Source organism: Vibrio sp. HS-50-1 (assembly GCF_024747315.1).
Classification (GTDB): domain Bacteria; phylum Pseudomonadota; class Gammaproteobacteria; order Enterobacterales; family Vibrionaceae; genus Vibrio; species Vibrio diabolicus.
On sequence record NZ_JAMPZF010000043.1, the window covers coordinates 107,351 to 125,980 of the forward strand.

Below are 18,630 nucleotides of genomic sequence, written 5' to 3' on the forward strand. Positions count from 1 at the left end.
TATAGGAGATTTCTTCTCATCTCACTGCGTGTTTATGAACGAAGAGGGCTATAAGTAATTGTAATCATTCGTTGTGTGAATGTTTGTCCTGCATAGGAATGTAAAGATAGTCATTTTTTCTACAACAATTCCGTTAACAAAAATGTAAATTATCACTTTATTTTGTAACCTTCGTGTGTATGATTTGCGACTAATGCTTTAAAAGTAAGCATATATAACTACAAAGATGTAAATAGCAAACACAACATATCGGAGATTTATAATGGATAAATCGCTTTCTAGTAAGATTTTTATAGGCTTGTTTGCCGGCCTTGTGCTCGGAACAGCAATTCAGTACTTATTTAGCGGTATTGCGATTTTTGATACATACCTACTTGGAGCAGCAGAAGGCGTTGGCGGCATGTTTGTCTCGCTGATCAAATTGCTTGTTGTTCCTTTAGTTTACGTTTCAATCGTATGCGGCATTGTTGACTTGAAAGACATCAGTGCATTTGGTCGTCTTGGTGGAAAAACTTTTACCCTCTACATTCTTAACACCATCATTGCGATTACGGCGGCTTTGACTGTTGGTTTGATTTTCCAGCCAGGAGCGGGTGCTAATCTGGCAGGAACGGTATCTGAGGCCGTACAGCTGACGACGACAGAAACGCCGGACATTTTCTCTCTAGTTGTTAACATTGTTCCTAGCAACCCAGTACAAGCGTTTGCTAACGGCGACATGCTGCAAATCATCTTCATGGCAATTCTGACAGGTCTTGCAATTCAAGCTTTGGATTCTCGTGGTGGTCCTGCCATCCGCACGTTCAAAATGGCAAATGAAATCATGATGAAACTGGTTGGGTTAGTGATGAGTCTTGCGCCATATGGTGTGTTCGCGCTAATGATTCAATTGGGTGCAACACTAAACGCCAATACATTGATGTCCGTGGCTGGTTATGTGGCCTTGGTGGTTGCGATGTTGGTGTTCTGGATCTTCTTCTTCTATCCAATGGCAGTAAGTCTTGCGACAGGGACCTCTCCAAAGACTTTCCTACGTGCAACTCGTGAGCAGATTCTGTTCTCTTTATCTACCGCGAGCTCAAACGCGACTATCCCGGTAACGATGCGAACACTGACAGAAAAGCTTCAGGTCTCTAAATCGGTTGCTGGCTTCGGTGTACCACTGGGCGCAACGATGAACATGTCTGGTGTGTCTATCTATATTGCTCTAGCAACGATGTTTGTTGCGAACGCTTTTGGCCAGCCAATTAACACCGCAGACATCTTCACGCTTGGTTTAACTATTCTTCTATTATCTATTGGTGCTGGTGGCGTTCCTGGAGGCGGCGTGGTAATGGTAGGCGTTTTGCTTCACCAACTAGGCTTACCACCTGAAGGCTTGGCAATTATTGCTGCGGTTGACCGTATTAATGACATGTTCTGTACGTCTTCAAACGTTGTGGGCGACACGGCAGTGAACACCATTGTGGCAAAAACAGAAGGTGAGATTGGTAAAGAAGAAGGCGTTGACGCTGAGCCTGCTCAAGCGAACGCTTAATGCCTTGAATCATTTATTTTAACCCTAATATTGAAACGAGCTCTTATGAGCTCGTTTTTTGTTTAGGAAGAGTCGGGCATAAATACATTTACCTGAGAAATGGTGTTTTGTTGCGCTACAGCAGTGTGACGAGTTCCCAACTAATCAGAAAGAAACACATAAATTTCGAAAAAAGACGCTTTTTTTTAATTCTGCCCTTGAAAAGCATTTTGCCGCCCTTATCTATGTGGCATAGAGAAGCAAACATTGATTATTTTTGTTTGTGAGCAAGGGTTGAAACCCGATTCTCCTCCCCCCACATTGGGGTTATAACCAAACGAAAATAGAATTTATTCGGAGATAGCCAGATGGGTAAAATCATTGGTATTGACTTAGGTACTACTAACTCATGTGTTGCTGTATTAGACGGCGACAAACCACGTGTAATTGAAAACGCAGAGGGCGAACGTACTACTGCATCGGTTATTGCTTACACTGACGGTGAGACGCTAGTAGGTCAACCTGCGAAACGTCAAGCAGTAACTAACCCAGAAAACACGCTATTTGCAATTAAGCGTCTAATCGGTCGTCGTTTTGAAGACGAAGAAGTTCAGCGTGACATCCAAATCATGCCTTACAAAATTGTTAAGGCTGACAACGGTGACGCTTGGGTAGAAGCAAAAGGCCAAAAAATGGCGGCTCCTCAGGTTTCTGCTGAAGTTCTTAAGAAAATGAAGAAAACTGCTGAAGATTTCCTTGGTGAGGAAGTAACTGGCGCAGTTATCACAGTACCTGCTTACTTTAACGATGCTCAGCGTCAAGCTACAAAAGATGCTGGCCGTATCGCAGGTCTAGAAGTTAAACGTATCATCAACGAACCAACAGCAGCAGCGCTAGCTTACGGTCTTGATAAGAAAGGCGGCGATCGCACTATCGCGGTATACGACCTTGGTGGTGGTACATTCGATATCTCTATCATCGAAATCGATGAAGTTGAAGGCGAGAAAACATTCGAAGTTCTAGCGACTAACGGTGATACTCACCTTGGTGGTGAAGACTTTGATAACCGTCTAATCAACTACTTAGTAGACGAGTTTAAGAAAGAACAAGGTATCGATCTTAAGAACGATCCACTAGCAATGCAGCGTGTTAAAGAAGCAGCAGAAAAAGCGAAAATCGAGCTTTCTTCTACTTCTCAAACTGACGTAAACCTACCTTACGTTACTGCAGATGCAACTGGTCCTAAGCACATGAACATTAAAGTGACTCGTGCAAAACTAGAATCTCTAGTTGAAGACCTAGTACAACGCTCTCTTGAGCCACTAAAAGTAGCTCTAGCTGACGCTGATCTATCAGTAAACGACATCACTGACGTAATCCTAGTTGGTGGTCAGACTCGTATGCCAATGGTTCAAGCGAAAGTTGCTGAGTTCTTTGGTAAAGAAGCGCGCCGTGACGTAAACCCTGACGAAGCAGTAGCAATGGGTGCTGCAGTTCAAGGTGGTGTACTTGCTGGTGACGTTAAAGACGTACTACTACTAGACGTAACTCCACTGTCTCTAGGTATCGAGACAATGGGTGGCGTAATGACTAAGTTAGTTGAGAAGAACACAACTATCCCAACTAAAGCGAACCAAGTTTTCTCTACAGCGGAAGACAACCAGAGCGCAGTTACTATCCACGTTCTACAAGGTGAGCGTAAACAAGCGATGTACAACAAGTCTCTAGGTCAATTCAACCTAGAAGGCATCCAGCCTGCACCACGTGGTATGCCACAAATCGAGGTTACTTTTGACCTTGATGCGGACGGTATCCTACACGTGTCAGCGAAAGACAAGCAGACTGGTAAAGAGCAGAAGATCACTATCCAAGCTTCTGGCGGTCTAAGCGATGAAGACATCGAGAAAATGGTTCAAGAAGCAGAAGCTAACAAAGAAGCGGACAAAAAGTTCGAAGAGCTAGCAACTGCACGTAACCAAGCTGACCAAATGATTCACGGTACTCGTAAGCAAGTAGAAGAAGCTGGTGAAGCACTACCTGCAGAAGAGAAAGAGAAGATTGAAGCAGCAATTTCTGAGCTAGAAACAGCGCGCAAAGGCGAAGACAAAGAAGCTATCGATGCTAAAGTTCAAGCACTAATGACAGCTTCTCAAAAACTGATGGAAATCGCTCAACAACAAGCTCAAGCGCAGCAAGCACAAGGTGCTGACGCCGGTGCACAGTCTAAAGAAGACGACGTTGTAGATGCTGAGTTCGAAGAAGTTAAAGACGACAAGAAATAATATTTCTTAACCAGATGGCTGCAAAGCCATCTGGGGTCGATAAGACTTCGTGTGCGGGCGTTTGGGGCAACTCTTACGCCCGTCTGTTTGTAAACGCTGTCTTTCTAGTTAAGTATGTTGCGGATAAGTGCACTTACCTAGAACGATACAAACACCAAGCGGTGAATCGATGCCGTTTGTAGTAATTAACTGGTGACGAAGAACATGTCAAAACGTGATTTTTACGAAGTATTAGGCGTAAGCCGTGATGCCTCAGAGCGCGATATCAAAAAGGCGTACAAGCGTCTAGCGATGAAATTCCACCCAGACCGAAACCAGGGTGATGAGTCTGCGGCGGACAAGTTTAAAGAAGTAAAAGAAGCGTACGAAGTTCTGACCGACCCTCAAAAGAAAGCGGCGTACGACCAGTACGGTCATGCTGCTTTTGAACAAGGCGGCGGTGGTTTCGGTGGCGGCGGCTTTGGTGGCGGCGGTGCTGATTTCGGCGACATCTTTGGCGATGTATTCGGCGACATTTTTGGTGGTGGTCGTCGTGGCGGTGGTGGTCACCGTGCTCAACGTGGTGCGGACTTACGTTACAACATGGAATTGACGCTAGAAGAGGCGGTTCGTGGTGTAACGAAAGAGATCGAAGTACCAACACTCGTACACTGTGATACCTGCGATGGTAGTGGCGCGAAGAAAGGCTCATCTGCTGAAACATGTGGTACCTGTCATGGTCATGGTCAAGTACAGATGCGCCAAGGCTTCTTCGCAGTGCAACAAACCTGCCCAACCTGTCACGGTAAAGGCAAGATCATTAAAGACCCTTGTAATGAGTGTCATGGTCAAGGTCGTAAGCAGAAAACTAAAACACTTAACGTTAAGATCCCAGCAGGTGTTGATACTGGCGACCGTATTCGTCTATCTGGCGAAGGTGAAGCGGGAGAAATGGGAGCACCAGCGGGTGACTTGTATGTACAAGTGCACGTGAAAGAGCACCATATCTTCGAACGTGATGGTAACAACCTATACTGTGAAGTGCCTGTAAGCTTTGCGATGGCGGCTCTAGGTGGTGAAGTTGAGGTACCAACTCTAGATGGTCGCGTAAGCCTAAAAGTGCCTTCAGAAACGCAAACAGGTCGTATGTTCCGCATGCGTGGTAAAGGTGTGAAAGGCGTCCGCGGTGGCGGTATCGGTGACTTGATTGTTAAGTTGGTTGTTGAAACACCAGTAAACCTAAGCTCACGCCAAAAAGAACTGCTCAAAGAGTTTGAAGAGTCTTGTGGTGGTGAAGCGGCGACAAAGCATAAGCCTAAATCAGAAGGCTTTTTCAACGGTGTGAAAAAGTTCTTTGATGATTTAACCAGCTAAGACGTTAGTGAAAAGCACAAATACAAAGGCCTGCTAAAATGCAGGCCTTTTTGCATCTCGGTGTTCTTCTAATTCCAGCAATCACTTGGTTCTTCGACATTTGTTGACGTTAAAGTAATCGTTTTAGCGCCAGTCAAGCACTCGTCGTCGTCTTGTCCCAGAGCCGATTTTGCTGTTGCTGTAATGGTATAGGCCGTACTTGCAGAGCTCGCAATATTGAAAGAAAATCTATCTGTGTCTGAATCACATAGAGTGCATGTGCCTCCAGAGATAATATGACTCCAGTCGTACCCACCATCATAAGATGTCTCTAGCTCTAGCTGAATTCGACTAAGATCGCTCAAGGCAACCGTCCTATGAGACTTAATTACATGATTGGTGTAAGAAGGGTAGGCGACAGCCGCAATGATCCCGACAATCACTACGGCTATCAGTAATTCGATCAATGTCATCCCTCCCAATCTTTTTTTGTAGCTGTTACAGCGAGAAATTCGAATCATCACGAGTAGTTTCCTTTTCACTTTTCCGCCTATTTTTGGCAGGTGATAGCATCTGTGCAAGATGAATTACGGCCCTTTTGCCGTTTACATAGGAATTTGGGAAATGCCTCGCGGGTTTACGTTGTTGGAGCTTCTTATTACTGTTGCTGTACTGAGTATTATATTGGCGTTTGCAGCTCCAAGCTTTAGCCGTGTTTCACAAACTGTGCAAATGCAGCGATTGGCAACTGAATTAGCTGGTTTTCTAAGCCAAAGTAAGTCAGAGGCGGTAATGAGAAATCAAAAGTTATATATACATTTCTCAATGGCTAAAAACGTTGTTGTCAGTCAAGGTGCATGGTCTCTACAGTTAACTGACTCATCTAGCGGCTCAGGGGGAGTAATCTTAAACCTTTCCGGCTCCGCATACTCTGAATTATCTTTGAAGCACAGTTACGATAATCAAAAAATAAGCTTCGATGAGGTCCGTGGACGGCCCCAAGGAGGAAATATAGAGTTTTTCCCAACCAATGCTCAAAACATAAAACTACAAGCAAAGCTCTCAAACCCTCCTGGGAGGATTAAGATTTGTAGTAATTCTGGAGCGAAGTTATATGATTACCATCAGTGCTAACAAACGCTATCAAATAGGTAGCTCTTTAATTGAATTAATGATTAGTTCTTTAATTGGGTTAATTGTTCTTAGTGTAGTGGGCTCTATATTCTTGACTTTACAAAAAACAGCAAAAGAAAAAAGCTTAGAGCTAAATTTATTGCAAGGTCTTAATATTACTTTATCTGTTATGAAAGAAGATATTCAAAGAGCAGGTTATGATGGTGGGAACGGTAGTTCACTCAAATTATCCGGAGCTACAGGAACCATAATGCTGAGCGGCGCCTCTTCTGTTGGTTTTGTGTATTTTAAAGAAGACTCAGCTGCCAATGAAGACTATCGAAATATTAAGTATGAGAAGAGAGATACTCGGTTTTTTATATGTGAAAAAGGCGTTGTGTCTCAAACACAAATATTATCTTTTGATGGTATAGATTTTTGTCGTTCTCTATTTGATGATGATATTTTCCAAGTTACCCAATTCACCGTTAGTTCAGAAACAGTGACTAATGGAGGAAATGTAAGTTCGGTCACGAACGTTAAGTTAGGTTTGCAAACGATTGATGGAGTCTTTAGTGAAGTCGCGGAGTTTTCTATCAAACAAAGGAATTGGCAATGACATCTAAATATAACTATTCCGGTTATACCACTTTGCTTGTGACTTCTATACTTTTATTACTTGCTTTAATTGCATCATTAGCATCATCCAAAGGTGTATTTTTTCAAATAAAAGTTGCGCAAAACGAAATAAAATCTCGACAAGCACATTGGTTAGCTGAAGGAGGTGTTGAATGTGCATGGGCGCAATTTAGAGTTAGTAATATTGTACCTGCAGTAATAACAGATTGTGGCTCAGGGCTTTGGACGGTTCCGAATTTTACGAGTACTTCCAATGGGTATTTGGTTACTTCTAATGTTGGATTTACAAGCATTAGTAAGGAGATTATTTTGGGAGGTAACTTGAGCTATGGTGCAATGCAGTCTAGTGCCGACATTTATTTTCATTCTAGTGCAACGTTTTCTACTCCAGATCCAGGGGAATTGAGCAGCGATGGGTGGGAGTGTATTGCGTTAAGGTATAAAAAGCGCTTTTACTCCTCTTCAGTTGATAATAAAGGCGTAATTCATGGAGAGTCTCCCTATGCCGATTTTAACAACCCTACAAATAAAGATTGTGCAAACACGACGGCAAACCGTCATCTCTCATCTAGTGTTGGCGGGGTTGGTGCTGGTGATGATTTTACTCAAGATACAGATTTAAAGCCATTTGAATCCTTCTTTGGAGTAAAGGCTGAAGAGCATAACGATGTCCGAGATAATGGTGTATTTCATGTTATGACGGGCTCAGTGGCTGGTGGCATACCTAATTGTGGTGCTGCTTTAACAGCAGAAATTCAGTCAGGGAAGCATCATTTATGGGTTGAAGGGAGCTGTGAAATCAAGCAATCGGAATACAATGATTTGGTGAATGCTACATCATCGACCAATGGCGTAACAGTGCTCATTCATGATGGTCTTTTCTCCGTGATGGGACCACCGAGCTCCGGCGCTACATCAAATAAGTTTAAAGGGGTCTTGTTTCATTTCAATCATGATTATGCTCCGGCAACAGCGGATTGGGTTGGGTTCGAAGCCAATGCTCACCTAAATCATGTGCCAAGTGTTGTAGAAGACTCATACAGGACAATAGCTTCTTATTATCAGCATGGTTCTTTTACGGTATCTGGTGGTCAATATTTTGATAGTGAAGATCAGGCAGCGGTTTTCTTCGATTCTTTGGACTTTAGATACAATAAAGATGTGATAGACAATTCAAGGAATGCGCATGCAATTCCTAGATGGAAGAAGGGCTCTTGGAATGATCTCTAAACAAAAAGGTTTTAACCTTCTTGAAGTTCTAATTTCTTTTCTGCTTATCGGTGTTGGGGCTCTAGGTTTAACGAAGCTAAACGTGTATCTAGAACGCGAATCCGAATATGCCATAAAAAGTATTGAAGCACTGCGTCTAGCAGAAAACCAGCTCGAATGGTTCCGGACGCGTGGTGCTTCTGCGGCGATGTCTACCATCACACCTGCAAATTTTGCTTCTATTGCAACAGGCTCTTCTGTTACTGGATCTTATGTCGTCGAGTGGGAAGTTCCAGCTGCCACGGTTTCAGGAACACTGAAAACTATCACTATTACCTCTAGCTGGAAGGATAGAATCGGCGAGACGCGATCAGTTCAGCTTAAAACGATGATCTCACAATACAGTGAATTCGAAAACTAAGTTCAATTGCATGCATGCGCTGAGACAAATGCGGGTGTAATTCCTGTTTGATACCGGATTTGTCACGGTTAATAAATGGTTTTTGAACTGTTAATCGAGTTGATGTGCTACTGTTTTTATTATGTTTAATTGAAGTGGTGTTTTTGCAAAATATGTCTCCAATTATGAAAAAAAATATAGAACCTTGTGCTTTCTCCATTAGTGTTTACTAGAATACTCGTTGGATAGTAGGCCGTCATAATTACTCAAATAGGCCTTGGCACCAACATCATTCACTATGGAGTTACCATGAGTAACCAAGCTGTAAATAAGGCACCATCATCGAAGCCGAGCGGGATGGAGCGCTTTTTAAACTTTATCGAGAGGACAGGTAACAAAATCCCTGATCCTGCGATTTTGTTCTTCTGGGCATTGATCATTACTTGGGCGGCGTCAGCACTTTTGTCGAATGTATCATTCGATCTTCCAAACCCTCGAACGGGCGAAGCTCTTACTATCACCAACTTACTTACGGGCGAAGCGCTAGCAAGTTTCCTTGCGAACATGGTGACTACCTTTACAGGTTTTGCGCCACTGGGTATCGTACTTGTCGCGATGCTAGGTGTGGGCGTTGCAGACTCTTCGGGCTTTATTACGACGGGTCTTAAGAAGATGCTGAACTTCACGCCAGCTAAGCTTCTTACTCCAATGCTTATTTTGGTTGCTATTGTGTCGCATACTGCGGCAGATGCAGGCTATGTTCTGGTTATTCCTCTGGGCGGTATTATCTTCCATGCGGCAGGTCGTCACCCTCTAGCGGGTATTGCGGCAGCATTTGCAGGTGTATCTGGTGGCTTCTCTGCAAACTTTATCCCTTCTGGTATCGATCCACTACTTGCAGGCTTTACGCAAACCGCGGCGCAGGTTCTTGATCCTGAATACGTGGTTAACCCATTAGCGAACATCTTCTTTACTGGCCTATCTTCCATCATTATTGTAGCGATTGGTTGGTACGTGACAGAAAAAATCATTGAGCCTCGTTTGTCAAAAATGCCAATTGATGACGATGCGGAAACTGCGCCAAACCTAGGCTCATTTACTGAACTGGAATCAAAAGCATTTCGTTATGCTGGTTGGGCAATGATGGCGGGTATTGCCTTACTTGTTGCAGCATTAATTCCAGAAACATCAGCGCTACGCTCGCCTGAAGGTGAAATTACGGCCTTCTCAGCACCGATCATGAAGTCTATCGTTCCGCTGATCTTTATTCTGTTTATCATTCCTGGTTACGTTTACGGTAAAGTGTCAGGTACGTTCAAGACCAGCAACGACATTATCAAAGCGATGGCTGATACTATGTCGACCATGGGCGCATACATTGTAATGTCGTTCTTCTGTGCTCAGTTCCTATCTGCATTTGCTCAGTCAAACATCGGTACGATGCTAGCGTTGTATGGCGCAGAAGGCTTAAAAGCGATGAACCTACCAGGTGAAGTGACTATCATCGGTATGATCCTTCTAACCGCGTCTGTAAACCTACTTATTGGTTCGGCATCGGCAAAATGGGCTTTAATTGGTCCAATCCTAGTGCCAATGCTAATGGCGGTTGGTATCTCGCCTGAGCTATCTCAAGCGGCTTACCGTGTGGGTGACTCTGTATCGAACATCATTTCGCCTCTAATGGTATTTTTCCCTCTTGTAGTGGTTTACTGTCAGCGTTATGTGAAGTCGGCTGGTATCGGTACGCTTGCGTCACTAATGATGCCATTCTCGATCGCAATGCTGATCGGTTGGTCTATCTTCCTAGTTGCTTATTGGATGGTAGGTATCCCGCTAGGCATTCAAGCTCCTTACACTTACACAATGTAAAAACGTGTAGGGTGTGAAAGCCGCTAATTGGCAGCCGAAAAGCGCAGGTCTTCGATCTGCGCTTTTTTGTTATCGCAAAACGAACATTGATAGATCTTGTAACTAGGCTTTTTGGAGTAGCAAACTTTGCCCCGTGATGTGTTGCTGTAGTGAAACCGAAGTTAGTGATAAAATTCCTGAATTCAATCGTTTTTTGTTTCTTTGGAGCCTCCTTTGTCTAACCATCCGTTTACCCCTCAAGATGAATTGTTTATGCGCAGAGCGATGGTGCTTGCTGAGCAAGCAGAAGCAGAGGGGGAAGTACCTGTCGGCGCAGTGCTTGTCAAAGATGGTGAAATTATCGCTGAGGGGTGGAATCGCTCTATTGGTACTAATGACGCTACCGCACATGCTGAGATTCAAACACTGCGTAAAGCAGGCCAAAAGCTAGAAAATTACCGCCTTCTGGATACGACTTTGTATGTAACACTTGAGCCATGCCCAATGTGTGCAGGAGCCTTATTGCATAGCCGCGTTAAGCGGGTCGTTTTTGGAGCGCCAGATTTAAAAGCTGGAGCTGCAGGAACAGTGCTTAATTTGTTTGAAAGCCAAGCTGCTTACCATTACGCCTTGGTTGAAAAGGGGCTACTAGAAGATGAGTGCCGTACTCAGCTACAAGCGTTTTTTAAGCGTCGCCGAAAGGAAATTAAAGCGAAGAAACAAGCACAAAAAGCATTAGAAAATGGAGAGAGTGGACAAAACTATGGAAATAGTGAGAGTTAGCAAACATCTACTACGGGGTAGATGTTTGCCTGAACGTACTAGTGATTGACTAAGTGTACAAAAACACGATTACGTGAACTTACTTTCTTTTTCATACATGTCAGTTTACGTTTACGTCGGATAGCAGCTACTGTGTTATTTAAACGCTTTGACTGCACTCTACGTCTTCTCATATTCAAAACCTCCTGCAGACAAGACTTATACCAGTAAAGCGCGGCTCATCGATGCTTGGCAATAGGCTCGATAATCGCACTAAACATTTGATGGTTTAACGTTCTTCATTTGACTTCTGCATTGCACAGAGCCAGCAAACAATTTCAATACGATACTTAATAATAGGAGTGACGTTACTTCGGCCGAGTGTAGCCGAAAGCGCCGCTTCATCAGTGAGCTAAACCGTGTGGTTACGAAGCAAGCAATCTGTTACAAAGCAATCAGTTTAACTAACGGTGAAAAAAAGGCGACCAACCAAAGGAATGGTTGAGTGTGGTTGGTGTCACTCAGAGTCTTGGATTCTAGATAAGTTTTCGCTAGGACTCAACAAAAATGACGAGCTTCATAGGCTCGTCATTTTTTAGTTTACCGCGGGTCTATTCTTCAGGGCTTTCTTGTTCGGTGTCTTCTTCAACTGTGACGTCAGAAGCACCTGATACTTGCTCTACAACGGTCTCTACTGCTCCTGATATCAAAATGTCAGGGTTGAGCGGCGGAATCACTTGTAAGTCATCGCTATTCTCATCAATCGCTGGTCTTTGGCTGACATGACCAATGATGGATTGATAATAACGTCGAATATTTTCTACGTAATTACGCGCTTCATCACCTCTGGCGTACCCATAGCGAGTTTGACTGTAGTAACGCTTCTGACGCAGTAAAGGCAATCTGTCTTTTACATCTGCCCAAGCGTTTGGATCGCCACCTTGCGCTTTAGTAAGTCGCCGTGCGTCCATCATGTGGCCGTAGCCAATGTTGTATGAAGCCAGAGCAAACCATATTTTTTCATGCTCGTTGATGCTATCAGGCACGCGACCTACAATGCGACGTAAGTACTCGACACCACCACGAACAGATTGCTCAGGGTCTAAACGATTTGTTACCCCGACGCTTTTCGCTGTTGGCAGAGTAAGCATCATCATCCCTCTAACACCTGTTGGCGATTTTGCCGCTGGCTTCCAGTGTGATTCTTGATACGCCAATGCTGCAATTAAGCGCCAGTCGAACTCTTCGCTGTACTTTTGGAATAAAGGTGCCCACTTAGGCAATTTGTCATCCAGAGCTCGAATGAATGCGCGAGTATCAACGTAGTCAAATGCTTCAATATGACCAATGTACTTCTCTTCGAGAGTGGACAGTTCTCCTGATTGTTTAATGTTACCGAAAAACTCTATCAGCATCGCATACAAACTTTCGTCTTCAGAGCGTCGAGTAAACCACGATACTGGTTGATCTTCTGTAAGTTCAAACGCGAGCGCAAGATCGGGATAAAGGCGCTGAGCTAGGGAAAGTTCCACAGAGTCAGTCACAGTAAAACGCAACTCACCAGTGGATACATATTTAAGTAAGTCTCTCGTGTCAGCATCGCCAACAATTTCAAACTGCAGCTCTGGGTATTGCTTCTTTAATGCGGTTAGGGTCGGAACATATTGCGATTGTTCGACGATCTTTAATGTTTGCGCGCCTGCATTTGTATCTTCGTCAGATTCGCTGTCTTTCGATGCTTGGTATTCAATCAGCTGTTCGATATCACGTGGTCGAAGTTGCCCCTTTTTATACACAACTTGTTGGCTTACATAATAATAAGCAGGGCCAGGTCTAAAGCGTTTTACCGCTTGTGACGTTTGATTTAAGCCCGTAGCGATGAGATCAATATCTCCTTTCTTAAGAGCAGGAAAAAGCTCGGCTTGGCGAAAGGCCGGTTTAATCTCGAGCTTGACGCCGAGCTGCTCCGCAAACTGACGCGCCAATTCGTAATCCAACCCAGCGGGACCATCGGGACCAATATAATAGGAAAGCTGATTGTTTAGCGTGCCAACACGAAGCACGCCACGTTCCTGAATTTTTTCGAATTCACTTTTGGGTTCCGACTCAATCTGGCAGGCAGAGAGTAGTAGCACAGAAACAAAAATTAGGGCGCTGCGCTTGAGTCGGTTGAGCTGGCTTATTTGCATTAATAGGTACATCTTAGGAAATTTCTATTTGCCTTTATATCAAAGCGAGCTCATGGGGCAAAGTGAATCACACACTTATAGCGTGACATTGTGTGTTTTATCGACATTTTAGCCGTAATTCAAATTTGACAAAAAAAATGACGCAAACGGTTGCTTTTGGTGTTACATCACAAAAACAATTGCTATATAATGCGCTCGCAATGACGAGGTGGAATCGGCATAGGTTCGACAGGGCTTATTTTAAGCGTCTGAATTTATTCCAATATCACCTTAATCAATTGCATAAGAGACCTAAGCACATGAGAATTTTGCGTGGCTCCCCAGCTCTTTCTGAGTTTCGTGTTAATAAACTACTGGAACTTTGTCGTGAACAAGATCTGCCTGTAACTGGCATTTATGCCGAGTTTATGCACTTTGCCGATCTAAAGTCTGACCTTGATGACCAAGAGTTAGAAAAACTTGAAAAGTTACTAACTTACGGCCCAACCATCGAAGAGCATGAGCCAGAAGGTCTTCTATTTCTTGTTACGCCTCGTCCAGGCACTATCTCGCCTTGGTCTTCTAAATCTACCGATATCGCTGTTAACTGTGGCTTGGATAAAGTGAAACGTCTAGAGCGCGGTACGGCTTATTATGTCGAATCTTCAGTTGTTCTATCAGAAGCTCAAGTTGGCGATGTCAAAGCGTTAATTCATGACCGCATGATGGAAACGGTATTTACAGAATTTGAAGCTGCGTCAGCGCTGTTTACAGTCGCTGAGCCTAAGCCAGTGGCGCATGTTGATATCTTAGCGGGCGGTCGTCTTGCGCTTGAGGAAGCAAACGTTTCCCTAGGCTTGGCACTCGCAGAAGATGAAATTGATTACTTGGTAGAGAACTTTACTAAGCTTGGGCGTAACCCAAACGACATTGAATTGATGATGTTTGCTCAGGCGAACTCAGAGCACTGTCGCCACAAAATTTTTAACGCAGATTGGACTATCGACGGGGTAGATCAACCTAAGTCTCTGTTCAAAATGATCAAAAACACGTTCGAAACGACACCTGACTATGTACTGTCTGCATACAAAGACAACGCGGCCGTTATGACGGGTTCTAAAGCGGGTCGTTTCTTCCCAGATCCAAAATCACGCCAATATACTTACCACCATGAAGATGCACACATCTTGATGAAGGTAGAGACGCACAACCACCCAACGGCAATCTCTCCATGGCCGGGCGCATCGACTGGTTCAGGCGGTGAGATCCGTGACGAAGGCGCGACGGGTATCGGCGGTAAGCCAAAAGCGGGTCTGGTTGGTTTTACAACCTCTAACTTACGTATTCCTGGTTTTGAACAGCCATGGGAAACCGACTTTGGCAAGCCAGGTCGTATTGTTAACGCGCTAGACATCATGCTTGAAGGTCCTCTAGGCGGCGCGGCATTCAACAACGAATTTGGTCGTCCAAATCTATTGGGTTACTTCCGTACTTACGAAGAAAAAGTCACTTCTCATGCGGGTGAAGAAATCCGTGGTTACCACAAACCAATCATGATTGCTGGTGGTATGGGTAACATTCGTGACGAACACGTGCAGAAGAAAGAAATTCCAGTGGGTGCGAGCTTAATCGTACTTGGTGGTCCGGCAATGAACATCGGTCTTGGTGGTGGCGCGGCGTCCTCAATGGCGTCTGGTCAGTCAGCAGAAGATCTGGACTTTGCTTCAGTACAGCGTGAAAACCCAGAGATGGAGCGTCGCTGTCAGGAAGTGATCGACCGTTGTTGGCAGCTAGGCGACGACAACCCAATCGCATTTATCCACGATGTGGGTGCGGGCGGTATCTCTAACGCATTGCCTGAACTTGTCGACGACGGTGAGCGTGGCGGTAAGTTCCAATTACGCGATGTACCAAACGATGAGCCGGGCATGAGTCCGCTAGAAATTTGGTGTAATGAATCACAGGAACGTTACGTTCTTGCGGTAGCGCCAGAAAACATGGAAGCATTCGATGCAATCTGTAAGCGTGAACGCGCACCATATGCAGTGGTGGGTGTAGCAACTGAAGAGCGTCATCTAACGCTAGAAGATTCTCACTTCGACAATACGCCAATCGATATGCCAATGGATATCCTGCTTGGTAAGCCACCGAAGATGCACCGCGACGCAACCACACTAAAGGTGGAAAGCCCTGCCATTGTTCGTGATGGTATTGAGCTTAATGAAGCGGTGGATCGCGTACTTCGTCTTCCAGCGGTTGCAGAAAAAACATTCCTAATTACTATCGGTGACCGAACAGTAACGGGTCTGGTTGCTCGTGATCAAATGGTTGGCCCTTGGCAGGTACCAGTAGCAAACTGTGCAGTAACAGCGGCAAGCTATGACACTTACCACGGCGAAGCAATGTCGATGGGTGAGCGCACGCCAGTGGCATTACTAGACTTTGGTGCATCGGCTCGCCTAGCGGTTGGTGAGTCACTAACGAACATTGCGGCAACAGACATCGGTGATATTAAACACATTAAACTGTCTGCGAACTGGATGTCGCCAGCGGGTCACCCAGGTGAAGATGCAGGTCTTTATGAAGCAGTCAAAGCGGTGGGTGAAGAGCTCTGTCCTGCATTAGGTTTGACGATCCCAGTTGGTAAAGACTCCATGTCGATGAAAACCAAGTGGGAAGAGAACGGCGAGAGTAAAGAAGTCACTTCTCCACTGTCGCTAGTTATCACGGCATTTGGTCGTGTGGAAGACGTACGTAAGACCGTGACTCCACAACTACGCACTGACAAAGGCGATACTTCTCTAGTTCTTGTTGACTTGGGTAACGGCAAAAACCGCTTAGGTGCGACAGCATTGGCACAAGTATACAAACAGCTGGGTGACAAACCTGCTGACGTAGATAACGCTGAGCAGCTAAAAGGCTTCTTTGATGCAATGCAAACACTGGTTCGTGATGACAAACTGGTTGCTTACCACGATAAAGGTGATGGTGGTCTATTTGTAACGCTTGCTGAGATGGCATTCGCGGGTCACTGTGGCGTAAAAGCGAACATCGCAGAGCTGGGTGACGATGCGCTAGCCGTTCTATTTAACGAAGAGCTAGGTGCGGTTGTTCAAGTTAAGAATGATGATCTGGATTCAGTTCTATCTACTCTGGCGGCAAACGGCTTAGAGGCATGTTCACATGTGATTGGTTCAGTTAACGCTTCAGACGACTTTATTATCTCTTCTGGTGATGCAGTTGTGCTTGAACGCTCACGTACCGAACTACGCGTTATCTGGGCTGAAACAACGCATAAGATGCAGGCGCTACGAGATAACCCAGCATGTGCAGACCAAGAGCACGAAGCTAAGAAAGACAACTCTGACCCTGGTCTAAACGTTAAGCTCAGCTTCGACGTAAATGAAGACGTTGCAGCACCGTACATTGCGAAAGGTGCTAAACCTAAGATGGCGATTCTACGTGAGCAGGGTGTTAACTCCCACGTTGAAATGGCTGCAGCGTTTGACCGCGCAGGTTTTGAAGCAACCGATATTCATATGAGCGATATCCTAGCGGGTCAAGCGGTACTAGATGAATACCATGGCCTAGTAGCTTGTGGTGGCTTCTCTTACGGCGACGTACTAGGTGCGGGTGAGGGTTGGGCTAAGTCTATCCTGTTTAACGCACAAGCTCGTGAACAGTTCCAAGCCTTCTTTAACCGTAAAGAGACGTTCTCTTTAGGTGTATGTAACGGTTGTCAGATGCTTTCTAACCTGAAAGAGCTGATCCCGGGTGCAGACTTGTGGCCACGTTTTGTTCGTAACGAATCTGAGCGTTTTGAAGCGCGCTTTAGCCTAGTTGAAGTTCAGAAATCTGATTCTGTATTCTTCGACGGTATGGCAGGTTCGCGCATGCCAATCGCGGTTTCCCACGGAGAAGGGCGTGTAGAAGTACGTGATGCTGAGCACCTAGCAGCGATTGAAGCATCAGGTACGGTTGCGGTTCGTTACGTGGATAACCTCGGTAACCCGACGCAACAATATCCGAACAACCCGAACGGTTCGCCAAACGCGATTACTGGCTTAACAACAGCAGACGGTCGCGTGACAATCATGATGCCTCACCCAGAGCGCGTATTCCGCACAGTTGCAAACTCTTGGGCTCCGGAAGGTTGGGGTGAAAATGGCGCTTGGATGCGTATGTTCCAAAATGCCCGTAAGAATATCGGTTAATTAACCAAAGGTTAATCTAGCTTAAGTAAAGCGTTGGTTGAGAGACCAGCGCTTTCTTTTTTCTTATTGCTCTTTTTCTTCGTCGCTCTTTCTCGTGACTAGGCTAAACGTTGCTTTGTTCTGCCTCTTCTTTGTCATCTATTATCTCGCGTAAAAAACTTGCAGCGTTTAGATTACTTTTATGCTCTAATACCGCGCTTACCAAGGGATGGTGTTAAACAGCTCAGCTTAGATGGAGTTATCAAGTTGACCGAATCCCTGATTGATCCCTAAATCCCTTAGGAAATGAAATAAATGTCTAAGAATCCAAAATTTGCTATCCGCGTCACTGAAAAACGTAACGGCTGGAGCGCAGAAATCACTCGCCAAGTGACATCTCGTAAGACTGTAGTATCAAAGCGTGAAACTGGCTTTGACAGCGAAGAGAAAGCACAAGCTTGGGCTGAACAAGAACTGGCTGGTTTTATCCAAAACCAAGTGGTTCGTAACGAGCGTAAAGCAGCGCAACGTCAAGAGCGTGAAGCAGAACAACTAGCGGCAAAAGTTCGTAAAGAAGAAGCCCGCAAAGCACGTGACGCTGAAGTAGACGCTGACGAAGAATAGATTCAAGTCGGTGAGATGGTGACGTCACCCATCAAACAAAAAGTGAAAATGCCCTGAGCTTTGTCTCAGGGCATTTTTTATTGTATCGACTTAAAAACAATCCGAAGATACTGACAGACTAAACGTACCGTCTTCAGGGGCTGCAAATTGTTTATTGCCAGGAAGAAGGTGAGGGTTATTAGCATAAGTGCGATGTGTTGACTTGCCCTTTGCCGAGTGCCTCTCTGGTAAATCAAAGTGTTGCAATCCGTCAGATAGATCGTTTGCTTCACCGTAGTCGAAATGTGTTGTGACGTCTTTGGGCTGCTTGGCGTAACGACAGTGATCCGGCTTTTCTTCTTCATGCCAAGTTAACGCGTTTGCTTTGGTGTCTAGATTCAGATTATTTGTTGTTGGTTGTGCGTAATGATCCTCAATAACTTGGTGCTGACTCTGCTCTTGTAAGTAGTCAGCAATGCTCTCAGAAGTCTGTGCCAGGCTTTGACTTGCTGGAACGAAGCAAGCAAGAAGAAACAGTGTTTTTAAGTTGTTCATAGTGTGTATG

14 protein-coding genes are annotated in these 18,630 nt (G+C 44.9%); 11 read left to right on the top strand and 3 right to left on the bottom strand.

What is annotated here, in order from left to right; translation table 11 throughout:
• The first annotated feature begins 262 nt into the window (after nt 1–262).
• From NDJ01_RS18870 to dnaJ, 3 genes are all read left to right on the top strand, one after another.
• Nucleotides 263–1,537, top strand: coding sequence for a dicarboxylate/amino acid:cation symporter (locus NDJ01_RS18870; protein ID WP_012842090.1), 1,275 nt, complete (start codon nt 263–265; stop codon nt 1,535–1,537).
• Nucleotides 1,538–1,884: 347 nt separating this feature from the next.
• Nucleotides 1,885–3,798 (top strand): molecular chaperone DnaK, encoded by a 1,914-nt coding sequence (dnaK, locus tag NDJ01_RS18875; protein WP_048626076.1) that lies wholly within the window; start codon nt 1,885–1,887, stop codon nt 3,796–3,798.
• Between the two features lie 204 nt (nt 3,799–4,002).
• Entirely contained in the window at nt 4,003–5,151 is a 1,149-nt protein-coding gene (gene dnaJ, locus NDJ01_RS18880) for a molecular chaperone DnaJ (protein WP_005391453.1), read from the top strand.
• 68 nt (nt 5,152–5,219) lie between these two features.
• Here the strand turns inward: dnaJ and NDJ01_RS18885 are convergent, their stop codons facing one another.
• Nucleotides 5,220–5,651 (bottom strand): type IV pilin protein, encoded by a 432-nt coding sequence (locus NDJ01_RS18885; RefSeq protein ID WP_047010170.1) that lies wholly within the window; start codon nt 5,649–5,651, stop codon nt 5,220–5,222.
• A 103-nt stretch (nt 5,652–5,754) separates the two neighbouring features.
• Between NDJ01_RS18885 and NDJ01_RS18890 the strand changes: the two genes are divergently transcribed.
• From NDJ01_RS18890 to tadA, 6 genes are all read left to right on the top strand, one after another.
• On the top strand, nt 5,755–6,264 hold the full coding sequence (locus NDJ01_RS18890; RefSeq protein WP_047010169.1) for a GspH/FimT family pseudopilin: 510 nt from the start codon (nt 5,755–5,757) through the stop codon (nt 6,262–6,264).
• Complete coding sequence (locus tag NDJ01_RS18895; RefSeq protein ID WP_074190963.1) at nt 6,245–6,862, top strand: PilW family protein; 618 nt, start codon at nt 6,245–6,247, stop codon at nt 6,860–6,862. Before NDJ01_RS18890 ends, NDJ01_RS18895 begins: the two co-directional genes overlap by 20 nt.
• Entirely contained in the window at nt 6,859–8,112 is a 1,254-nt protein-coding gene (locus NDJ01_RS18900; RefSeq protein WP_257889602.1) for a hypothetical protein, read from the top strand. Before NDJ01_RS18895 ends, NDJ01_RS18900 begins: the two co-directional genes overlap by 4 nt.
• Nucleotides 8,102–8,512, top strand: a complete 411-nt coding sequence (locus NDJ01_RS18905; protein ID WP_005381606.1) for a prepilin-type N-terminal cleavage/methylation domain-containing protein — start codon at nt 8,102–8,104, stop codon at nt 8,510–8,512. The genes NDJ01_RS18900 and NDJ01_RS18905 overlap by 11 nt, the downstream gene beginning before the upstream one ends.
• A 288-nt stretch (nt 8,513–8,800) precedes the next feature.
• A complete protein-coding gene (locus NDJ01_RS18910) occupies nt 8,801–10,360 on the top strand; it encodes an AbgT family transporter (protein ID WP_005383758.1) in 1,560 nt (519 codons plus the stop codon).
• A gap of 252 nt (nt 10,361–10,612) precedes the next feature.
• A complete protein-coding gene (gene tadA, locus NDJ01_RS18915; RefSeq protein ID WP_373273872.1) occupies nt 10,613–11,122 on the top strand; it encodes a tRNA adenosine(34) deaminase TadA in 510 nt (169 codons plus the stop codon).
• A gap of 590 nt (nt 11,123–11,712) precedes the next feature.
• Here tadA and mltF read toward each other — a convergent pair.
• A complete protein-coding gene (gene mltF / locus NDJ01_RS18920; protein WP_257889601.1) occupies nt 11,713–13,290 on the bottom strand; it encodes a membrane-bound lytic murein transglycosylase MltF in 1,578 nt (525 codons plus the stop codon).
• Between the two features lie 299 nt (nt 13,291–13,589).
• Between mltF and purL the strand changes: the two genes are divergently transcribed.
• Together purL and NDJ01_RS18930 are read left to right on the top strand one after the other, a co-directional pair.
• Nucleotides 13,590–17,483, top strand: coding sequence for a phosphoribosylformylglycinamidine synthase (purL, locus tag NDJ01_RS18925; protein WP_258587141.1), 3,894 nt, complete (start codon nt 13,590–13,592; stop codon nt 17,481–17,483).
• Nucleotides 17,484–17,777: 294 nt separating this feature from the next.
• Nucleotides 17,778–18,086 carry a DUF3622 domain-containing protein gene (locus tag NDJ01_RS18930; protein WP_005391432.1) on the top strand — a complete coding sequence of 103 codons (309 nt, stop codon included), beginning with the start codon at nt 17,778–17,780 and terminating at the stop codon, nt 18,084–18,086.
• Nucleotides 18,087–18,176: 90 nt separating this feature from the next.
• Here NDJ01_RS18930 and NDJ01_RS18935 read toward each other — a convergent pair whose 3' ends face one another.
• Nucleotides 18,177–18,620: a DNA-directed RNA polymerase subunit beta gene (locus NDJ01_RS18935; RefSeq protein ID WP_258587142.1), complete on the bottom strand. Its 444-nt coding sequence runs from the start codon at nt 18,618–18,620 to the stop codon at nt 18,177–18,179.
• Nucleotides 18,621–18,630 lie beyond the last annotated feature (10 nt).

Excerpts from the sequence above, each read along its gene's own strand:
- NDJ01_RS18900 (WP_257889602.1), top strand. The coding sequence starts at position 6,859 with ATGACATCTAAATATAACTATTCCGGTTATACCACTTTGCTTGTGACT.
- NDJ01_RS18895 (WP_074190963.1), top strand. The coding sequence starts at position 6,245 with ATGATTACCATCAGTGCTAACAAACGCTATCAAATAGGTAGCTCTTTA.
- dnaJ (WP_005391453.1), top strand. The coding sequence starts at position 4,003 with ATGTCAAAACGTGATTTTTACGAAGTATTAGGCGTAAGCCGTGATGCC.
- NDJ01_RS18885 (WP_047010170.1), bottom strand. The coding sequence starts at position 5,651 with ATGATTCGAATTTCTCGCTGTAACAGCTACAAAAAAAGATTGGGAGGG.
- purL (WP_258587141.1), top strand. The coding sequence starts at position 13,590 with ATGAGAATTTTGCGTGGCTCCCCAGCTCTTTCTGAGTTTCGTGTTAAT.
- NDJ01_RS18930 (WP_005391432.1), top strand. The coding sequence starts at position 17,778 with ATGTCTAAGAATCCAAAATTTGCTATCCGCGTCACTGAAAAACGTAAC.
- NDJ01_RS18935 (WP_258587142.1), bottom strand. The coding sequence starts at position 18,620 with ATGAACAACTTAAAAACACTGTTTCTTCTTGCTTGCTTCGTTCCAGCA.
- NDJ01_RS18870 (WP_012842090.1), top strand. The coding sequence starts at position 263 with ATGGATAAATCGCTTTCTAGTAAGATTTTTATAGGCTTGTTTGCCGGC.
- tadA (WP_373273872.1), top strand. The coding sequence starts at position 10,613 with ATGCGCAGAGCGATGGTGCTTGCTGAGCAAGCAGAAGCAGAGGGGGAA.
- NDJ01_RS18910 (WP_005383758.1), top strand. The coding sequence starts at position 8,801 with ATGAGTAACCAAGCTGTAAATAAGGCACCATCATCGAAGCCGAGCGGG.
- NDJ01_RS18905 (WP_005381606.1), top strand. The coding sequence starts at position 8,102 with ATGATCTCTAAACAAAAAGGTTTTAACCTTCTTGAAGTTCTAATTTCT.
- dnaK (WP_048626076.1), top strand. The coding sequence starts at position 1,885 with ATGGGTAAAATCATTGGTATTGACTTAGGTACTACTAACTCATGTGTT.
- mltF (WP_257889601.1), bottom strand. The coding sequence starts at position 13,290 with ATGCAAATAAGCCAGCTCAACCGACTCAAGCGCAGCGCCCTAATTTTT.
- NDJ01_RS18890 (WP_047010169.1), top strand. The coding sequence starts at position 5,755 with ATGCCTCGCGGGTTTACGTTGTTGGAGCTTCTTATTACTGTTGCTGTA.